Source organism: Pseudomonas marginalis, from assembly GCF_900105325.1.
GTDB classification, from domain to species: domain Bacteria; phylum Pseudomonadota; class Gammaproteobacteria; order Pseudomonadales; family Pseudomonadaceae; genus Aquipseudomonas; species Aquipseudomonas marginalis.
Genome location: NZ_FNSU01000001.1, coordinates 568,728 through 585,405, shown reverse-complemented (window position 1 = coordinate 585,405; position 16,678 = coordinate 568,728). Strand labels below are relative to the sequence as shown.

The following is a 16,678-nucleotide window of genomic DNA, read 5'->3' as shown; positions in this document are numbered from 1 at the left end:
AAATCGTCATGGGCGTACCGCGTCGAACAGCAACTCGACGCTGCCGTAATACTCGCCGGGGGTAAACCCATCCGCCGGCTCGACCGCCGAGATGTCCAGCAGCACACGTTTGCCCTGGCGCGCTTCGTCCTGGGGCACCACCAGGGTGTCGTCGAGGCTCAGCGCCTGGCCATTGAACGTGACACTCAAGTCGATATAGGTACGCCCGCCGTTGAACAACATGGGCACCGCGCCCAGCCGCGCGTTGATCCCGCCCGCCGAACTCCTCACGTCGAAGTGTTCGCGCAGCGGACGCAGGCGACCCGGCACCAGGTCCCAGACCATCTGTTGCTCACGCTCCAGGAACCCTGGGGTGATCGGCAGTACGTAAAAGTCCGAGGTCGGGATGGTCACCGACACATCGAACACCCGCGCTTCGCGAACCGCCAGCGCCGATGAACTGAACAGCACGGCGACCAACAACACCGCCCACGCGAGGCCTTTGTACAGCGTCTCCGACGGCCGTCCGCGCCAGCCGACGTGGGTTGTTTCACTGCTCATCATCCTTTGACCTCATAAGGTTTTTTGTCACCGCCTTCGATCAGAGTGAAGCGGTAAGTCCGCCCGGCCTGCTTGTCAAAGTCAAACGCGCGGCCTGGCAAAATGTGGTGCTTGGTGGTGGGCTGGCAGTCCTGGGGCGCGGCGGTGGAACAGTCCTTGAACTCATCGATCACCACCACGTTATTGCCGTCGTTACGCAGACGGTAGCTCCCGGCACTGTCATCGGTGCCCGTCGCAAAGCGCGTCACCTTGGGCCTCACGAAAAACACCGTGCCGAACCCTGCCAATACCGTGACCCCGGCTGACAAGGACGTTTTGTAGGCTTCGCGTTCCTCATTCGAAACCGCAAACTCGTCGTCCTTTTCTGGCATCACCGGCACGAAGCGCACGCGGAAATAACGCTCTTTTTCGCGCTCGCCGAGGTACAACAGGCGCGTGCCCTGCATGCCTTCGGCCGGCACGATCAAGCGCGTCGGGCTGGCCATCAGGCCGTCACGAATGCTGGGGTCGGCGGCCGGCTTTAGCGCCACCTCTTCGGAGGTTCCGTCATTGTTGTAGAGGATTTCCTGCACCTGGATCCGTACAAAGGCGGTGCTGTCGCCAGCATTGAAGACCCGCTTGAGGTAGGTACTCTTATCGCCTTCCAGGTAGTCGTAGAACGCCCCGACGTTGAGGCTCGGGCCGGCGTGTGCCCACAGCGGCAAGCCGCCGAGCACCCACAGGGCCAACACATACTTGATCCACATAACGCTCTCCGTTTACAGGTCCGAATCCCAGATCACCGTGACCTGCCCCGAATAGGTGCTGCCGCCCTGGCTGAGCATGGCGTCGACATGTTCCTTGGCGACCTCGAAATGCAAGGTTCCAGGGCGGCGGTTCACATAGAACCCCGGCTGGAATTGCTCGGTGCCGGCACCGCTCAACAACAGCGGCTGGCGATTGACGGCAGAGCTGTCAGGGCGGTTCAGGCCGTGGGGCAAGGAGACACTGATATTCACGGGAACCTGGTGGTCGGCCGCGTTTCTCAAGGCGCAGGTATTGCCCATCACTCGCTCGCACTCCAACTGCATCTTGAAACGCGACGAAGCGGAAATATTGAAAGTCTGGTCGCGAAACAGCCGCGCCGGCTTGCGCCCTTGGTTCAGCCAAGCCTGCCAACCGCCTTGGGGTACCAGTTCAATGCGGGTGCCTCCCGGCGGCACCTCGACTTTCAGGTCGTGCTCCACACTCAAGGTGAAATTGAAGGTGAGGGCATTTTTCGAGGGGATCACGACATCGCCAAAATCGTAATCGCCACCGGGGCCCATGGTGTACGTAATGCTTCCGGTGTAGTGACCACTGGACATGCCCAACGGGTTGGGAGTGCGCAGTTCGTAGGCATACTCCATGGTGTTGTAACGCACGGTCGCCAAGTCCTGGGACGGTTGCCGACTGCAGGGGCCCGCACCTTCGGGTGTCAGCCAGAAGTACGAGGCAAAGAAAGTGCCGGCAGCAAGGTGGCCGGTGCTCTGACAGGGCGCGGGCGCCGTCGTCCATCGACTTTGCCAGCTCACCCCAGGCTGTGCCCACGCCGAAACGCCAGGTGGCCGCGGCACATACCAAAGCGATCCGACGCCGGCGATCCTGACCTGTACGGTCTCGGTCTCCTGGGTGACCATATGCGTCACGGTCAAGTCACGCCAATCAGACGGCACCTTGACCATGAAGCCTTGGCGCTCGTCCGAATGGTTGGCCTGGATGGGCGCAATGGCGGCTGCCGTGAAGTTGGTGTCGCGCAGGCTGAAGATATTCAACGCCTTGCACCGGGCCGGAATGTGCGCGGCGCAAATCGAACTGATCGGCGTGGTGTTCTCGAACCTGTTCACCATGGGGTTGCCGGGGTCCGGCCTGAACCGTGCGGTGATGTTCTCGTCGGCCAGCGCCGCGAAGGAACACAGGAGCATCGCCGTACCCACTACATGGCGTTGGGTGGCGCGGGAAAGAAGCGTTTTCATGACTGTGCGTGTTCTCATCTTCATGCTCAACCGGCAATCTGTTCGGTGACTGTGGACTCCGCCAACGTATCCGGCGTGCAGCGCAAGTCCCCGATCATCAGCACACTGTTTTCAAGGCGCGCCTTGGAAGGATCAAGCCTGAACTGGCAGAGCAGTTGGTTGTTGCGGCGCACTTCCAGGGTCGGCGAACTGGCATTCATTTCCAGAGAGAAGAACCCGTCGACCTCACTCACCCCACGCGTGGCGTGGTTGATCACATGCAGGCCCTTGAGCGGTTTACCCTGGGGGTCCAGCAGGCGCCCGAGCACGGTGACGGTTTGCATCACGCTGACCTTGCGGTACTCCACGCCGCCCTTGTTCAGGTGGTAGCGCGTGCGCGGCGGTTGAATCGAGGCCGAGGGGGCGTGGTTGCCTTCGAAGTCGAAGCTCACCGAGCTGCCTTTGTAGGCGGTGATCGGGATGAAGTTTCGACCAGGGCGCAGGGCCGTGCTACCGCCGCTCAAGTCATCGGCGCGCAGGGCGATGTCGTCGACGTCGGTTTCGACATCCACGATCAACCCGGAGCCGGTGCCGTGGTATTGGCTGGTGAGCACCATTTTTTGTTGGCCCAGGGCAAAGGTGCTGTCCAGGTTCAGGCCGCCCGCCAGCTCATTGTTGAATGAAGAACGCTGGACGTAGCCATCACCACTGACAAACTCGTTCTCGAAACTGGCCATGCCGGACAAACCGATGCCGTAGGTGTCAGTGATCGCCGTGGCGGAGACGCTTTGCAGCATGTGGTCTTGCAGGTCCTTGCGGTAGGTCAGCGAGGCATTGTTGTCGCGGGTGCCCTCGCGGGAGGTACGCGTGCCGATGCTGGCGGACCACTGCTCGCCGGGGGCGCCGAGGGCCAGGCTGATGCTCAGGTCGACCCCACGGTTGCGCCGGTCGCCCGTGCTGGCGGTGGCTGGCCGGTCAAATACCGACACGCGCCAGTTGGCGTCGTTGCCGAACATATGGGTGCGCTCGGTCCAGCCCAGGTCCAGGCCGACGCCTTCACTGTTGCCTTCGCTGTAGAACAGGCGAGCGTTGATCGAGCGCAGGTTGCTCAAGCGGTGGTTGACTGAAATCGATGAGTTACTGGTCTGGCCCACAAACACATCGCGCTGGCGAATGCGCGTGCCATCCGGCAGGGTTTCATAGGTGTTACGGGTGTCTAGCCAGCTGCGCGTGTGGTTGAACACGACGCTTCCCAGGCCGTAGTTGTACAGGCCGTTGAGGTCGAGGCCGGTGCCGTATTTTTCCGTCCAGTAGACGTTGGCATACAGGCTGGCCTGGTCGGCGAGGGTCCAGTCGACCGAGGTGCCGTATTGCATGTTGTCCTTGACCTGGCGACCGGACGCCCCCAACACCACACGGGGGTGAGCCAGGTAGTTCACCGAGATGCCTGCGGTCGGGCTGCCGCTGCTCTGCTCATCAAAGTTGCTCAGCAGTTTGCTTTCCCGGCCAGCAAACAGGTTGTAGCGCCAGCGCTCGTCGTGGTTGCGCCAGTTGTTGGGCTTGTACACCAACTCCTGGGTGGTGCTGGTGATCTGGCCGTCCTCCACCAGGCGTACTTCCACTTCATAAATGCCACCGGGCAGCGGCCGCGTGTCCAGGCTGTGCAAGCCGCTGCTGACCGGCTGGGTGTTGATCAGCAGGCCATTGCGATAAATCTCCACCGATGCCTGGCGGCTGGCGGTGACATAGATCGGGTAAACGGCAGGCTTGGAATTATTGATCATCAGGCTGTCGGAACTGCCATACATCACGCCCACGGCGGTGTCCGGGCTGGCCCCGAAGGTTCGCAACTGGCGGGTCAGGCCTTCGGCATTGGGTGTGAAATAGCCCAGGCGCAGGAAATTGCCCTGCAGTTCACGCTGGGTATAGAGCGCATACACGGCGTGGTTGAGGTCATCGTCGTCCGGCCCGCCGAGACGCGAGAACTGCATGTTCAGGGTCTGGCTCCACAGGCCCAGGCTGCTGCTGGCATCGATGCCGAAGCGCCCGCCCAGGTCCTGCCCTTCGCCACCGCTGAGGTTCATCTGGTTGCGCACGATCAGGCCGGTGCTGCCGCCGGTGGGCAGAAAGTAGTAGCGCTGCTCCTCGGCGTCGCGCTCGGCATTTTCGGTCAGCAGGGAAACCGTGGAGTTTTCCAGGTTGTAATGCACGGCCATGAGCCCGTCGGGGCAATTGGTTTCGCATGCCCCCAGGGGCACGCCTTGTTTCAGGTACTCGCCCCAGCGGTCACGCTCGTCATCCTTGATCACGCTGCCGTCATGGTCGGTAAAGTCGAGTAAGGTCAGCCCGTCATCACGGGTCAATACGATCATCGCTTCGGACACAAACTCTTGGTCCAGATCCACCTTGACTGCCAGGGGCACATCGAAGAAATGCTCTTCAAAGTCCGCCGGTAGTCCCTTGGCCTGGGAAAGCAGACTACGAGGTGTAGTGCCGTCGGCAGTACCTGCCGCCAGCGCGTTGGCACAAAACAACAAGGCAAGCGCTGCCGCGATGGGAGTCATCGGGAACATGAACGGAATACTCTGATTTCGAATTTCAATACGAGAAAACCGGCCGACCGACAGACAGAGACTGACTGCCGACCGGTTTGACTACCGAGCCACAGGCCGGTGCTTACCGCTCAACGAGCCTGGCTTCACGGCGTGACGCGCGGCTCGTGGTCGAACACGATGGTGTAGTTGGTGGTGAAGAGCCCGGAAACGCCATCCGCAGGTTTGGCAGCGGCCACTACCAGGTCCGCCTGGGTACCTGGAGTGGAGCTGGCATCATCGACCACTTCCAGCGGCGAGCCGGTCAGTACGACACCGTTGAAGGTGTTGGTCAGTGCGATCGCGTCGCTACCGTTGGTCAACGAAGCAGGGCCGCCCTCGATGTAAGCCTTGATCGAGCCGTCGGTGTTTTTCACATCGTAGGTGGCGCGCAACTGGCTCAACTCGCCGGTGACGGTGTTGTAGTTCATGGTTTCGTCACGACCGAAGTTGGGGTCACGTGGCTGCGCGTGGAACTGCTTGGTCGGAATCGTTGCCTTGATGTTGATGACACTGCTGGCTTCACCTGCGGCGAACACGCTGGACGTGCTGAAAGCCAGTGCGAGAAACGGCAGTACGAAAGCGGTCTTCTTAAGCATTTTAAGTACCTGTTGTGGCATTAGATGTTGGTTGGGAAACCGATTTTCCCAATGCGACAAAACACGAATAAACCGGGTCTTGCGACGCAGGCAAATAGTGCTTGGAAATCACACTTTACGATGCCAGCAACTTCGCTTTAGCGCGTAATAAATCTCGACCCGACCAGAAAGAAAAAAACCTTAATATTCAATATTATAAATATTAACTGTCATCCACTAATTACATCCAAACATCACCGATACTACTTATATAAATCATAAAGCTGTAGGAGATCGGCCACACAACTAGAGCGGGCTTGAGTCTGCATACTTCTAGAGCAAACACTCCAACTAACAACTGTATTTAATATTCATGCAAATGCCATGTTTTCGCCCACTTAAAGGCGAGCAGTGCCACGCTCCGCTCACCCCTACCGACCACCCGCCAAGCGCAGATTTGCTTGCGCTACCGTTCGTCAGACGATTTTGCGCTCTTCATAAGATATATCTTAAGTTGTATCTTAATTAGACAGGAGAGAACGATCATGAGAGACCCTCATCACCACCGAGACCACGGTGACGACCGCGACGGCTTCGAAAAACGCCCCGTCCGCGAACGCGGCGGCCGTGGCCCGCGCGTCTTTGCGCCGGGCGACCTGAAGCTGCTGCTGCCCGCCCTGATCGCCGAACAGCCGTGCCACGGCTACGACCTGATCCGCCAGATCGAAGGCCTGTTTGACGGCGCCTACACCCCAAGCCCAGGGGTGATCTACCCGACGCTGACCTTCCTGGAAGAAAGCGAATTGATCAGCGGCGACGCCGAAGGCGGAAAAAAACGCTACACAATCACCGACGCCGGACGTCTCTTCTTAAGCGAACAGGCGGTTGCGCTGGACGGTGTGCGCATGCGCATCCAATTGAGCAAACGCTCGCTGCGCGGTCATGACCGCCCGCCGCAAATCCACGAGGCCGTGCACAACCTGCGCCATGCCTTGCATTCGCACCACGGGCGCTGGAGCCCGGAAGAAATCGTTCGTGTCGCGGCGCTGCTCAACGGCGCCGCCCAAGCCATTGCCGACGGGACAGCTCAATGAATACGCAAGCCATCCACCGTGTCACCCACGAAATCAAACGCCGCCGCCTTGAAGTATTGCGGGTAGTCGACCTCACCCCGCGCATGCGCCGCATCACCCTGGGCGGCCCGGAACTGGCGGGCTTTATCAGCCTGGGCAGTGACGATCACATCAAGCTGCTGTTCCCACAGAACGCTGCGGAACAAGCGGCGCTGGAAAGCCCGACCTTCAACATCAAGGGCGACGGCCCGCAGCCGGCGATGCGCGACTACACGCCACGCCGCTTCGACCTGGACATCGGCGAACTGGACATCGACTTCGTGCTGCACGGCGACGGCCCGGCCTCCACCTGGGCTGAACAGGCCAAGGTCGGCCAGCACCTGTATATCGGCGGGCCACGGGGCTCGATGATCGTGCCGGATATGTTCGACAGCTATTTGCTGATCGGCGATGAGACGGCGATCCCGGCCATTGCTCGGCGCCTGGAAGAATTACCGGCCGGGCGCAAGGTGCTGGCGGTGATCGAAATCGCCAATGCGGCGGAACGGCAGGCACTGGCAAGTGCTGCCGATGTGGAGGTGAAATGGATCGTGCGCGGCCAGGACGACCTGCTCGACACCGTGCAGAAACTGACGCTGCCGAGCGGTTCGTTGTACAGCTTTGTCGCCACCGAAACCAGGCTGTCGCGCCAGGTCCGCCGGGTGCTGCTGGACACACACAAGGTCAATGAGGCGTTCCTCAAGGCGGTGGGTTACTGGCGTGCGGAAGGCAGCGAAGAGGAGTAAGCCTCAGGGCACCCCCATTACAAGGACGCCGCTGCCGCTGACAACCCCAGCGGCAGGCAGTGAACCGAAACGCCGTACGAGGGAAAACGTCACATCGTCGCTCCCCACACTGTTGGTGATTTGGGTCAGGAATGAACCACCGACTTGAACCGCGCTTGCGCCACGAACCAGGGCCGTGCCCACGTCCGGGTTGGTCATGCGCAGCAGGCGCGTGTCGAACGACGAGGCGGTACCTTTGTAGGTGATGGTGATCGGCGTGGTAATCCCGCCGTCCGGGCATGAATAGGTGAGCCGGCGGTTGCTGCGGATGGTCGTGGTCAGCGGATCGGTACCTATTGCTCTTTGGTGCACATTGCCGAAGTTGATCTCGATCGGGTTGTTATTGTTGATCGTGCAGGTGGACGGGGAGATGGTGAAGTTGTTGGCAGCCGTATACGTGACCGTGAGTTGCGGCCGTGTCGCGTCGTAATTGTTCGAGCTGGTGAGACGCAACAGGCCGAGGGTATCTCCTGTTCGTATATCGATCGGATTGGAGGGACTGTGACGCACCAGGATGTAAGGGGTGATATTGATCGGATAGCCGATCCCGTTGTTGGGCATGGTAGCCACCCGTATACCCGCCGGAACCGGGGTATTGAGGAAAGCGCCATTGATACGCAAACCACTCCGTTCACTGACGAACTTGGGGCCGGATGTCCAAGGTGTCCCAGAGGCATTGCCGGTTTCCCAATAGTCCGCCCCCCAAGCCGGGCCTGCTCCAGCCGTAAACCGACATTCGAGCCGGGCACCTTCCATCAGGATCCTCGTGCGATCCGCATCGAGTCGTACCGTTACGGGGACGGTCAGATGAGTGACGCGCGCCCACTCACCGCCATTGACCCGACAGTCTACGGCCTGCGCGGTCGTGCTGACGCCAATCAGCAGGAGAAGCACAGTGGCGCTGTCATATAGTCGTTTCATGTTGATCTCTCGTTGCTTATCTACACAGGCGCCATCCAGCGAACAATCAGTTCGTGCAGACCTGATTGATCTGGAGCCCCATGCGTATGCGCCCGGTTGTCGAGCGTTTGAATTACGGATAATCCAGCGTAAAAGTAGAGGTCGCGGTATAGCTGCCGTGCCCTATGGTCTGGTCCCTGATGGCCATCGGCTCCCCTTGCACGTAGGCTTTGAGTTCGATGACATTGCTGCCATTGCTCAGTACCTGTTCGTCGCTGGTTTTATTCAGCGGCAAGGGCTTGTTACCCAGCGTCTCTATACCGATCCCGATACCGGAGGCGCCGCTTCCACCATCGAGTGCGAGCAACCCCGGAAGCTCCCGGTTTTCTACGCCGCCGAACGTGATGGTCACCGTGTCGCCGATGGTGGTGTCGCAGTCCTCCAGGTGCAGCTTGAAACCTTTGCCCACCGAACGCGTATTGATGTAGAGGTGCTTGCTGGTCAGGTCCCAGAGTTCCAGGCTGATTGCCTCGTCACCCGGGCGGATGGTGCAGGCTTCTTCAACCAGGTTGCCCTTGAAATTCAGGTTATCCGCCGCGTGTGCTTCGCAGATCAGGCCGAGGGCCGGCAGGCACGCCAGCACGGCGTACAGCCTGGCCCTACGAACAGTTTCATGTCCCATATCCAACTCCTACTGGTACTCGGCCAACAACGTCGCCACCGCGGTAAACCTGGCGGGGGCAAGCGTTGCACCGGGCTGTTTGACCGGCACGACTTCCAATACCGGCGGGGAAGACAGGGTGATGTCCAGTGGCGTATTGAGTCGAAACGGCAGGTTGTTTTGGAATATCCGAATACCCAGGTCAGGTGCACTGGTCTGCAATGCCGCGCCGTCGAACGTCGTGGGGGTACCGTTGACACTCAACTTGAGTACCCACGGGAGCGTGTCGACGCCACAATTGATGGTGTAACCCACCCCCCGGCGATATTTCACCCCATCGACCCGCTTGACCCCCACATCCCCAAAGTCGACTTCAATCTTGTTGCCCGCATCAATGGTGCAGGGCGGGGGCTCGTTAAGCGTTCCGCTGAACGTTACGTTGGCCGACGCACTATGGCAGAGGCCGATGGAACACAAAGCGAGCAAGGCTCGCTGCTGCCAGCATGTCATTGCGCGCTCCTCATCACTGGTAATCGATCACGAAGGTGGCGGCAGCGTCGAATGCGCCTCCCACCAGCCGGCTGCCCGCGCGCTTGACAGGCACCGCCTGCACCACGGGAAAGTTCGGATAGGTAAAATTCACGCTCGAATTCAGCGCCCAGTCAGCGCCATTGAGCGACAGCTTGACCCCCAGGTCCGGGTTGCGGGTCGAGAGCACACGCCCATCGAACGAAGCCCCGGTCCCCCTGAGCTGGAGAGTCATCGCGTTACTGAACGGGGCGTCACAGGTGACGGTGTAAGGCACGTTGCGACGGTAGTTGACCCCGTCGATCCGTGACGTAAGAAGGTCATTGCCAAAAGGCACATTGAGCGTACCGCCGCCATTGATGACGCAGGGCGGAGGCGCAATGATGACTGCGCGGATGATCAGGCTGGTCTCGGCCTGCGCGCCTTGACTGACCGCCCACAACAGGCCCCCCACGATAAGAATGGCCCGCGAGCCGACTGACTTAGCCATTGTTTTGCCCTTACTCATAACTGAGCCTGAAATCCACCACGGCCCGAAACGCTCCGCTGGTCAACGGCGCGGAGGTACGCGTGGGTTGAACATTCCACGTCTGGGTCGTGCTGCCCTCGCTCAGAAACAACGGTTCGCCCCTGGAGCCCAGCTGTACATCGCGCCCCAGGGCATCGGTCAACCGCAGTCCCATCCCGGTGATGCCTTGCACTTTGACCAGTCGTGGGTCGTCGGCATCGGCAGGGGCAACAAACGTCACCGACAACACCGGTTGGTGAGCGCTCCATGCCAGGTTCCCGGTACGTTCGCTGCGGATACTGCCTGCGGTGCGCTGGCAATCCTGAAAACGCAGTTGAAACGGCTTCGATGGGGCCTGATCGCCAGGTCGTTGCAGCTGACTGGCAGACACGGCGCCCAAGTCGACCGTTTGATGCAGCGATGTCATCTCCAGCGTGCAAGGGGACTCATGCATGGATCCGGAAACGTTCAACCGGCCACGCTGGCCATCGATTCCATCGTCATCCTCGGCGCCCGCGCGCGTTGCCAGGACCAGTAACACACAGCCCAGGACTTTCACGTTGTGCAACTTCATGACGCTCTCCCGCTGCAGGCTGCTACTCATTAGGCGTCGAGACTTGCAAGTTCACCTTGCATGTTTCGCCCGTGCAGGTGAACGCCAGTAATGGACGCCCGCCGTAGTCATTCACGTAGGCCAGGTAGGGTGAATTGCCCAGCGCCTTGGCCGTCGGCCCCAGGGTTTGCGTGCCTTTAGGCGGGATCATCACGGGCTCGAAACCCGGCACGGTCTTGCCGTCTTTGCTGCTGCGAGCATCCACCAGAGACACGTAGTAAGGCGTAGGGTTGTTCACCTGGTAACGGTCGCCCTGGCGGGTCAGGGTCAGCTTTTCCTGCCAGGGGTTGGACAGGTCTTGCTGACTGGGAGCGATGGCCTGCGGTCGGTAGAACAATTTAATCCGGGTCTGCAGCGCGATTTGCAGGGTGTTGGATTTGTCGCTGCGCGGTGGAATCTCCCGCAGGTTGAAGTAGTAGACCGTCTCGCGATCCTGCGGCAACGACTTGGCCGCCGGCAACGCCTGCACTTTCACCTGGCTTTGCTTGCCGGGCTCCAAACGTTGAACCGGCGGCAGCACGATCAAGGGCGAGGTGATCTTGTTGCCCTCCTCGTCCTCGATCCAGCCTTGGGCCAGGTACGGCAGTTGGGTGTTGTTATTGGTGATATTCACGCTGGTCGCATCCTTGCCACCGTCAAAAATCACCCGGGTTCGGTCCAGGCCAACCGCGGCGCCGGCACTCTGGCTCAGACCCAGAGCCAGCAGTGCGAAGACCAGGAGTGTGGGGTGCGTATTGAGCATCATGAGGCGTTGTTCTCCGTATCGGTACGCTTCCCGGTCAGCGCTGCTGGCTCGGGTGAGGATTGATCAGTGGCTACGCTCTGGCAGCGCAATTGCAAGGCATCGGTCAAACTGTCTGCGGGCAGCGCGACGGGCAGCGTGAGCAGGCAGCGTTCGATGCCGCCCCAACTGACGATCATTTGCTCACCGGCCTGAATACCGCTCAGGTAAACAGCGCCACCGTCGTTCACAATCCCGGTGTCCTGCTGTTTGGTGTTCTTCACCGTCGCGCCGAAGGGCGGTGCACTGCCATCCGGCAGGCGCAGGACAGCCATGGCCTTCTCACCGGCAATCACGTCCAGGGACCGATAACCAATGGCCCCTTCGGTAAGGGTCAGTTGGGTCACCGATTGAGTGGCTTCAACGTTGCTCGGCAGGTTCTCCAGGTCGACACTGGCGGCCGTACGCTGGTAGCTGCTGATATCGGAAATCACTGCCTTGCCGAACGCGTTGGTGCGGGTCGATGTGCCGTAACCACGCACAGGCACATCGGGCACACCTCCGGTGTCGAGCATCAGGCGGGTGCCACCGGTGCCATTGGTTCGGTGCAGCGCCGCACCGTAGGGCGTGAGCGTGCCGCCGCCGCGAATGGATGCACTGAGGGTCCTGCCACTGCCTTCCTGGGTGCTGGCGCTGAGATCGATGTCGGCCTGGTCGCCGATATGACTCAGATAGCCGCTGGCGGAGCGGTCGCTTGCATTGAGCTGGTAACTGTTGCGCTCATCGAGGCGATCGCTGTAGCGCGTCGAGAAACTCTCTTTACCCGAGGTCCTGTTGGCGTCCAGCGACAGGGTGCCGCTGCGCCCCAACGGCAGGCTGACCGTCAGCGCCATTCCGTTATCCTTGTAGGCATACTCCTGGGTGCGAAACATGTTCAGGGACAGGCTCATGTTCCTGACGGTTCCCACATTGAAGTAGCGCGACATCGACAGGTTCCAACGCTGAGTGTCCGGGCGCCCCCAATACGTCTGCTTGTTGTAGCTGGCGTAGACGGTCGCCCCAAGGTCACGAAACTGCTTGTTGAGCGTCACCGTATACAGGGCCTTGCTGTCGCCAATCGGCTTCCAGCCCTCGATGTATTCACCGCGCTCGATCCCGCCGCGCTCACCGTTCAACCCGTAATGACGGGCGTCCAGGTACTCGCTCATGCTCAAGTAGTTTTTCTCGGAAAACCGGTAACCGGCAAACGTGACCTGGCTGTCGTACTGCTCGAAGTGCTTGGAGTATTGAAGGCGGTAGGATTTGCCCGAGAATGCCTGGTTCCACACACTGGCGTGGGACTGGGTGGCATCCAGCGATACGGCGCCGAACGCCAGCAGGTCGCGACCGACCCCGACAGACAATGCGCGGTAGTTGTTATCCGTTATCCCGCCGCCAAACAGCGACCAGCCATTGCTGATCCCCCAGGAGAATTCGCCGGTGCCGAAAACGCTGCCGTTGGCACCGTACTGAAGATCGGACGGGCGCCCGGTCGCCAGCTTGTATCGAACGTGCCCAGGACGTGTCAGGTAGGGAACGCCTGCCGTATCGATCTGGAAGGTCTGAACCGAACCGTCCTGCTCCTCGACCCGCACATCCAGAGTGCCACTCACGGCGTCGCTGAGGTCCTGAATGCGATAAGGGCCTGCGGCGACCAGCGTTTCATACAGCACGCGGCCCTTCTGGCTGATGATGATTCTTGCGTTGGTCTTGGCGACCCCGACGACTTCCGGTGCGTAGCCACGCAGGTTGGGTGGCAGTTGGCTTTGATCCGAGATCAGCGAAGCCCCGGTAAAACGGAAGCTGTCGAAGATGTCCGAGTACAGGTAGTCCTCTCCGACCGTCAAGCGTGCCTTCAGTGCAGGCACTGCGCGATAGGCGTAGTAGCGACTCCACTCCAACTGTTGTTGATCCCTGGGTGCCCCTTCCACGCCTTTCTCGATCCGCCCCTGCCAGTCGGCCCTCAGGCGCCAGGCCCCGGCATTGGCGCCAAGGGTTCCGTTACCACTGAGGTTGTTGCGGGTGCCGTCATTCTTTTGATAGCTGGACTGCGCCGTCATGTTGTAGTCAACCAGCAGCCCCGGCACCCCCTCATCCCACCGGGACGGCGGATCCCAATGGATGGCGCTGTACTCGAGGTAGGCCTGGGGCAGGTTGATGTTCAGTGTGGAGGTGGCCAGGTCGCCACTGACCTCCATGCCAGGCAAACTTTCGGTATCCAGGCACTCGCCGTTTTTCCACCATTTGAGTTTGGCCGCGTCCGACGCCTTGAGACCCAATTGATCGACAAGATCCAGCGACAAACATGCCTGGCTGCCTTTAGGGTCATTATCGGGGGATAGAAAGCCACCGATTGCTCAGCAATGGGCTGGGCATTGATCTGCACTACCATCGAATAGGTGCCCGGCAGAATAAACCCGCTGCGGGCAAACTGAGACAAGTCAATATTAGTGCGATCACTCAGATCAAGAACATCAGTATTAAACTCAATATCCCCAGCAGCCAGTGCAGTGCCTGCCAATGATATCAACCCGCCAAAAAGGCTTGGGCGCAGCGTATTTTTGACCTTCGCTGTATTTAACATGCAAGCAACCCATCAACGTTCAAAAATATTCCAACTTGAACCGCACGGCAGTACGGTGGGCTCCGGCCACTATGGGCAATCCGTTACCGACAAAATGAAGCGTGTAGTGCAGCGTCATATCGCCTTCCGTTAACGGATGTGGAGTCATCGGCTGACCCGGAACACTTAACTGGCCAGCGGAATCCTCAATATTCATCGCAACGCCTTGGGAGCCACCAAAGACCGCAAAAGAACGACCGCCTCTGTCGGTGGGGCCGTCAAACGTCACCCGAAGGTGCTGCCAGTCGGGCAGCGTCACCCCTGGACGGGATGGATCGGTACGACTCAAGGTGCAATTGACCAGGCGCAACTGGAAGGACTGGTCCTGGCCCCTGGCGCGCCGCAGGAACCGGCCAATGGGCTCGGGGTCCGTATCGATGGTTTGATCGACGCTGACCAACTCCAGCCCGCAGGCCGAGTCGACGACCTCTCCTCCCAGCGTGACAAGCCCATCACCTTGAGCAGGCTCCTGGGCAACCACCCCAGGGCTGATGAACATCGCCAAAGAAGAGGAGATAGCGAGACTTATGAATGTTTTCACCTGTGCCTCCACCAGCCTCCCCCGCCACGCTGGGTGGCGGGGGAAAACGCTTACTGATAAGCCAAGGTGAAGTTGGTCACCGCGCTGAAGTCGCCTGGCACGATGTCGCCCGTGGCAGCGCCTTGTACATAGGCACCGAACTCCAGCGTGTTGTCACCGGCGGCAATCACTTGCGGCGTGGTAGCCACGCCCAATTCAACGGGTTTACTGCCATGGGTCATCATGATGCCCACATTGCCCGCGCTCCCGACGGTGCCCAGCGCACCCGGCACAACGCTCGATGGCGCTCCGGTGAAGGTGGTGGTCACGGTGTTATCGGTGAGACCCGCCAGGTCGCAGCCCTCAAGTTCAATCAGCAGGCGACGCGGCTCGGACTTCCCGCCCGCTTGCAATTGATGTTTGGCGATTGCGCCAAGGGGAATGGTCTGATCGACCGAATCAGGCTTGATAGAGCAGGCACCCGAATGGACCGACCCCAAGAACGTGACAGTTCCGTCCGCCGCCTGGGCAACGGACATCGACCCCACCAACAGCCCGATAGAGAACAGCGCGGTTTTCATTTTAGCTTTCATTTATAGATGCCCACATTAGTAATAAACGTCGTTTAAGTGATTCCGCCGCCGTGGCGCACAGAATTCCTCTATTTATTCCAATTACTTGTATTGCAAACCAGCTCATTTGAAGCCAGGCGATTATCCCGACCAGATTCCAAAAACATAAGTCGGCCAGTTCTTCTAATTACGTAGCCCTGCAACACTTAAACACATAGGAAAAACATGGCAAATTGCCAAAACTTTAAAAACATCCGTAAGAATTGGACTACATCGGCCTTAGTTGCAAAAGCTTGTCTTCAGATATAACTGTAAGAGAGGGATTACACTCAACGAAAAATAACAACATTTACTGGAGCACATCAACTAACGTGTTGATAAGTGCGCGACGTGGCGAAACACCGCTCAATGGAAAACCATTGACGGTGCGCAGCGGGGGGAATGACGAGGCTTAAAGCCTGGGAGAAGGGAGTTGCTCCCTGCCCAGAGATCCGTACAGGTTAAATTCGGGGTGACTTCAAGGTCTTGTCCAGGCCGACCGCCGCCAGGGCAACCAGCACGAACCCCAGCAGGATCCCCCCGGCATTCACAAACACTTGTGGATAACCCAGGGTGCCGACATCGATGAACGGGTACTGGTACTGCCCGAGCAAATCCCCGCGCAGCAGCACATAGCCGAAGTACACCAGCGGGTAGATGACCCACAGGCCAATGTGCTTGAGGCGCAACTGGCCCTTGGGCACGCAGCGCCACCAGTACAGCACGAACAGCAGCGGCATCACGTCGTGCAGCAGTTCATCGGCGATCCATTGAAAGCCTTCGGGCTGCCACAGATGCCGCAGCAACAGGCTGTAGGCCAAGCCGACCACCACGATGCTGACGGCGATGCCGCTGCTGACGCCGGGGGCGAGGAAAAACCGCCTGGCTGCAGAATCGCGCTTCACCCACGCATAGCTCAGCACCACCGCTGCCAGGGTATTGGTCAGCACCGTGAAGAAACTGAAGAAGTTGATCAGCCCGCCGAGCAGACTGGCGCCGGACTCCCAGCGCGAATAGAAAATCAGGTATTGCTGAATCGCCAGGCCCACCCAACCGGCCAGCGCCGCTGCCGCCACATACCGCTTCATGAGGTCAATCCAGCGGGCGTTTGGTGCGCATCAGCTTGACGTACAAGCCTTCGACCTTCTCCCGCGCCCATGGGGTCTTGCGCAAGAAAGTCAGGCTCGACTTGATGCTCGGGTCGCTCTTGAAGCAACGGATATCAATGCGTTCGGCCAGGCCTGCCCATTCGTAGTGTTCCACCAGGGTGGTGAGGACGTGTTGCAGGGTCACGCCGTGGAGGGGGTCGTTGTTTGTCGCGGTCATGCCGGGCCTATGAAAAAGTGCTCACGAAGGCGCACACCTTATCACTCCG

The 16,678-nt window shown here is 59.7% G+C and carries 17 protein-coding genes and 1 pseudogene; 2 read left to right on the top strand and 16 right to left on the bottom strand.

The window, feature by feature from the left end:
• Positions 1-6: 6 nt before the first annotated feature.
• From BLW22_RS02860 to BLW22_RS02840, 5 genes are all read right to left on the bottom strand, one after another.
• Positions 7-540, bottom strand: a complete 534-nt coding sequence (locus tag BLW22_RS02860; protein WP_174562723.1) for a CS1 type fimbrial major subunit — start codon at positions 538-540, stop codon at positions 7-9.
• Entirely contained in the window at positions 540-1,286 is a 747-nt protein-coding gene (locus BLW22_RS02855; protein WP_074844036.1) for a pilus assembly protein, read from the bottom strand. The genes BLW22_RS02860 and BLW22_RS02855 overlap by 1 nt, the downstream gene beginning before the upstream one ends.
• Positions 1,287-1,298: 12 nt before the next feature.
• Entirely contained in the window at positions 1,299-2,534 is a 1,236-nt protein-coding gene (locus BLW22_RS02850; protein ID WP_074844034.1) for a hypothetical protein, read from the bottom strand.
• A 26-nt stretch (positions 2,535-2,560) separates the two neighbouring features.
• The gene (locus tag BLW22_RS02845; protein ID WP_074844032.1) at positions 2,561-5,086 is read right to left on the bottom strand and encodes a CS1-pili formation C-terminal domain-containing protein; all 2,526 of its coding nucleotides are present in this window, start codon (positions 5,084-5,086) and stop codon (positions 2,561-2,563) included.
• A 125-nt stretch (positions 5,087-5,211) separates the two neighbouring features.
• On the bottom strand, positions 5,212-5,703 hold the full coding sequence (locus tag BLW22_RS02840; protein ID WP_065926563.1) for a CS1 type fimbrial major subunit: 492 nt from the start codon (positions 5,701-5,703) through the stop codon (positions 5,212-5,214).
• 524 nt (positions 5,704-6,227) lie between these two features.
• Between BLW22_RS02840 and BLW22_RS02835 the strand changes: the two genes are divergently transcribed.
• Positions 6,228-6,776, top strand: coding sequence for a PadR family transcriptional regulator (locus BLW22_RS02835; RefSeq protein WP_065948887.1), 549 nt, complete (start codon positions 6,228-6,230; stop codon positions 6,774-6,776).
• Entirely contained in the window at positions 6,773-7,540 is a 768-nt protein-coding gene (locus tag BLW22_RS02830) for a siderophore-interacting protein (protein ID WP_065926565.1), read from the top strand. Before BLW22_RS02835 ends, BLW22_RS02830 begins: the two co-directional genes overlap by 4 nt.
• 3 nt (positions 7,541-7,543) lie before the next feature.
• Here the strand turns inward: BLW22_RS02830 and BLW22_RS02825 are convergent, their stop codons facing one another.
• The 11 genes and pseudogenes from BLW22_RS02825 to BLW22_RS02775 all read right to left on the bottom strand — a co-directional run bounded on the left by BLW22_RS02825 (position 7,544) and on the right by BLW22_RS02775 (position 16,629).
• Positions 7,544-8,500 (bottom strand): fimbrial protein, encoded by a 957-nt coding sequence (locus tag BLW22_RS02825; protein WP_074844030.1) that lies wholly within the window; start codon positions 8,498-8,500, stop codon positions 7,544-7,546.
• Between the two features lie 112 nt (positions 8,501-8,612).
• Positions 8,613-9,161 (bottom strand): fimbrial protein, encoded by a 549-nt coding sequence (locus BLW22_RS02820; protein ID WP_074844028.1) that lies wholly within the window; start codon positions 9,159-9,161, stop codon positions 8,613-8,615.
• Positions 9,162-9,170: 9 nt separating this feature from the next.
• Positions 9,171-9,650 carry a fimbrial protein gene (locus BLW22_RS02815; protein WP_065926568.1) on the bottom strand — a complete coding sequence of 160 codons (480 nt, stop codon included), beginning with the start codon at positions 9,648-9,650 and terminating at the stop codon, positions 9,171-9,173.
• Between the two features lie 13 nt (positions 9,651-9,663).
• Entirely contained in the window at positions 9,664-10,158 is a 495-nt protein-coding gene (locus BLW22_RS02810; RefSeq protein WP_065926569.1) for a fimbrial protein, read from the bottom strand.
• Positions 10,159-10,168: 10 nt separating this feature from the next.
• A complete protein-coding gene (locus BLW22_RS02805; RefSeq protein ID WP_065948889.1) occupies positions 10,169-10,750 on the bottom strand; it encodes a fimbrial protein in 582 nt (193 codons plus the stop codon).
• A gap of 22 nt (positions 10,751-10,772) precedes the next feature.
• The gene (locus tag BLW22_RS02800) at positions 10,773-11,534 is read right to left on the bottom strand and encodes a fimbria/pilus periplasmic chaperone (RefSeq protein ID WP_065926571.1); all 762 of its coding nucleotides are present in this window, start codon (positions 11,532-11,534) and stop codon (positions 10,773-10,775) included.
• Positions 11,531-14,133: pseudogene (locus tag BLW22_RS02795) on the bottom strand (outer membrane usher protein). The gene BLW22_RS02800 and the pseudogene BLW22_RS02795 overlap by 4 nt, the downstream one beginning before the upstream one ends.
• Positions 14,134-14,152: 19 nt before the next feature.
• Complete coding sequence (locus tag BLW22_RS02790; protein WP_065926572.1) at positions 14,153-14,713, bottom strand: fimbrial protein; 561 nt, start codon at positions 14,711-14,713, stop codon at positions 14,153-14,155.
• 50 nt (positions 14,714-14,763) lie between these two features.
• Entirely contained in the window at positions 14,764-15,273 is a 510-nt protein-coding gene (locus BLW22_RS02785) for a fimbrial protein (protein ID WP_065926573.1), read from the bottom strand.
• A gap of 491 nt (positions 15,274-15,764) precedes the next feature.
• The gene (locus tag BLW22_RS02780) at positions 15,765-16,391 is read right to left on the bottom strand and encodes a Pr6Pr family membrane protein (RefSeq protein ID WP_065948890.1); all 627 of its coding nucleotides are present in this window, start codon (positions 16,389-16,391) and stop codon (positions 15,765-15,767) included.
• A gap of 4 nt (positions 16,392-16,395) precedes the next feature.
• Positions 16,396-16,629, bottom strand: coding sequence for a VF530 family protein (locus BLW22_RS02775; protein ID WP_027604640.1), 234 nt, complete (start codon positions 16,627-16,629; stop codon positions 16,396-16,398).
• Positions 16,630-16,678: the final 49 nt, after the last annotated feature.